Annotated in this window: 2 protein-coding genes; both read right to left on the bottom strand. The window is 48.5% G+C overall.

From position 1 onward, the window contains the following. Positions 1-1,178, bottom strand: a 1,178-nt coding sequence (locus tag RMO35_RS22850) for a SpoIIE family protein phosphatase (protein ID WP_396135715.1), incomplete at its 3' end; no start/stop codon positions are given. A 12-nt stretch (positions 1,179-1,190) separates the two neighbouring features. Beyond that, positions 1,191-2,239: signal recognition particle-docking protein FtsY (gene ftsY / locus RMO35_RS22845; RefSeq protein ID WP_309744652.1), on the bottom strand; the 1,049-nt coding region annotated here is incomplete at its 5' end.

The following is a 2,239-nucleotide window of genomic DNA, read 5'->3' as shown; positions in this document are numbered from 1 at the left end:
GCAGCATCGGTGAAGCCGTCTGTGTAGTAGATAATCGTATCGCCGGGATGGAGCTGAATTTGTGCCTCTTCATACTCAGAATCGGCAGCCAAGCCGATTAACATGCCTTGGGTATCGAGTCTCACGATCCGATCGGTTGCCGCTTGCCAGCACAGCGGCGGATTGTGGGCGGCGTTGGTATAGGTCAAAATTTGCGTCGTCGGATCGTATTCCGAATAAAATAGCGTCACAAACCGACTAGAGTTGTCCAAATCGGCATACATGACCCGATTGAGGTGCTGAAGGATGCGTGCGGGCGAGTGACCGTTGAGTACCTCCGCGCGCAACATCCCCCGCGTCATGGTCATGAGTAGCCCTGCGGGGACGCCTTTACCCATGACATCCCCGATCGTGATGCTCCACTTGTTAATGGTGCTGATGCTGGATTTATTGGTAAGTCTGTCGTAATTAGCCGGGATAAAGTCATAATAGTCCCCACCCACGCGATCGGCATTGAGGTAGCAGGCGGCAAGTTCTAAGCCGGGAATGTCGGGAAATTGTTTTGGCAATAAGCGTTCTTGAATTTCGGCACCAATTTCCAACTCGCGATCGAGGCGTTCTTTTTTGCGTAACTCTACAGTCAATTCATCATTATGGATGGCTACTGCTGTCTGATCGGCAACTAATTGTAAGAGTTTTTGGCGATCGACTGTCCATCCATAGTTGGGGTTGCGGGTAAATACATACAATCTGCCGCGTTCGCCACTTTCGAGCAGAATTGGCGTCCGAAATATCTGAACTCCATAGTCGAGATCCAATTCGATTCTGCTCTCTAATTTGTCCCAAAAGTCAGTATGAAAGATGACTTCCTTACCTTCAGAAACATCAGTAACAGTCTTGAGAATTGCCGATTCAATCCGCTGGCGCAGGTCGTTGCAGTTGCTTTCTCCCTGACAATGCAACTGCTGAATTTGCAGTTGACCTGTTTTTTTAAACAAAATAATTGCCCCACCTTCGCCATCGGTGACTCGCGTCACCATCAGGGGAATTAATTCTAAAAATTGGTTGAGATTTTTAAAGCTCCGGAGGGCAAAACCCAAGTTACTCAGTAGCTCGTGAGTTTTCTTTTGTTGACGATTGAGGCTGGCCACCAATTCATGCAGATCGGCGACAGACATAATTTGTGGTTCATAATTCATCATTTATAATTCCTAACCACTTAATAAAGCCTCGACAAATTCATAGCTAGAAAAAGGTCTGAGGTCTTCGATCCCTTCACCAGCACCGATAAACCGAATTGGTAAGCCGAGTTGTTGGACTACTGCTAAAGCTACACCACCTTTGGCCGTACCGTCTAGCTTGGTTAATACTACTCCACTTAGCTTGGCAGCCTCTGCAAAAACTTGTGCTTGACGTAGACCATTTTGTCCTAATGTGGCATCCAGTACCAGTAAAGATTCTATCTGAGCATTGCTAGCTTGTTTGTCTATAATCCGGCGGATCTTACTCAACTCATCCATCAGGTTTTTTTTGTTTTGTAATCGTCCGGCAGTATCGACTAATAATAGCTCGGTATTGCGCGATCGCGCCGCACTGATAGCATCGTAGACGACGGCGGCGGGATCGGTATTTTGACCGGGGTTGGCAATGACTTCAATGCCGCTGCGCTGTCCCCAGACTTTGACTTGTTCGACGGCGGCGGCGCGGAAGGTGTCACCAGCCGCGATCAGGCATTTATAACCCGAGGCTTGGCTCATATGTGCGAGCTTACCAATAGTGGTAGTCTTGCCCACTCCATTGACGCCGACGATCAGCCAAACATTCAATTCATTAGAGACGGGGAAGAATTCTTGAGTGTAATCCGATTGGAAGGGTTTGTCGAGTAAGTCGCAAAGGATTTGTTTGAGATAGGCAACGGCTTCCTCTGGGGGTAAAGATTCCTGGCGGAGTTTGGCTTGTAGGGTTTCGATAATATAATCGGTTGCTTCGATCCCGACATCTGCTTGGAGAAGTAAAGTTTCGATCGATTCTACTGCGTCAGGATTGAGTGGGCCTTGACCGATGAGGGCTTTAAATTGATTGACAAATCCCCGCCGCGTCTTGTCTAAACCCTGCCGCAGTTTTTTGAGCCAGTTAATCTCATCGAGGGACACTTGCTCGGGGGTACGTCCTCGATCTGCAAGTACTTTTGCCGACCACAGAAAGTCGTCATCGAGCGCCAGATCTGCCGCAGGTGCCTCTGGTTCGGCAGTTTCGATCG

The sequence above is a fragment of the Chamaesiphon sp. OTE_20_metabat_361 genome (assembly GCF_031364565.1).
Note: the sequence above shows the minus strand (reverse complement) of the source record. Positions and strands in the feature narration are given on the sequence as shown.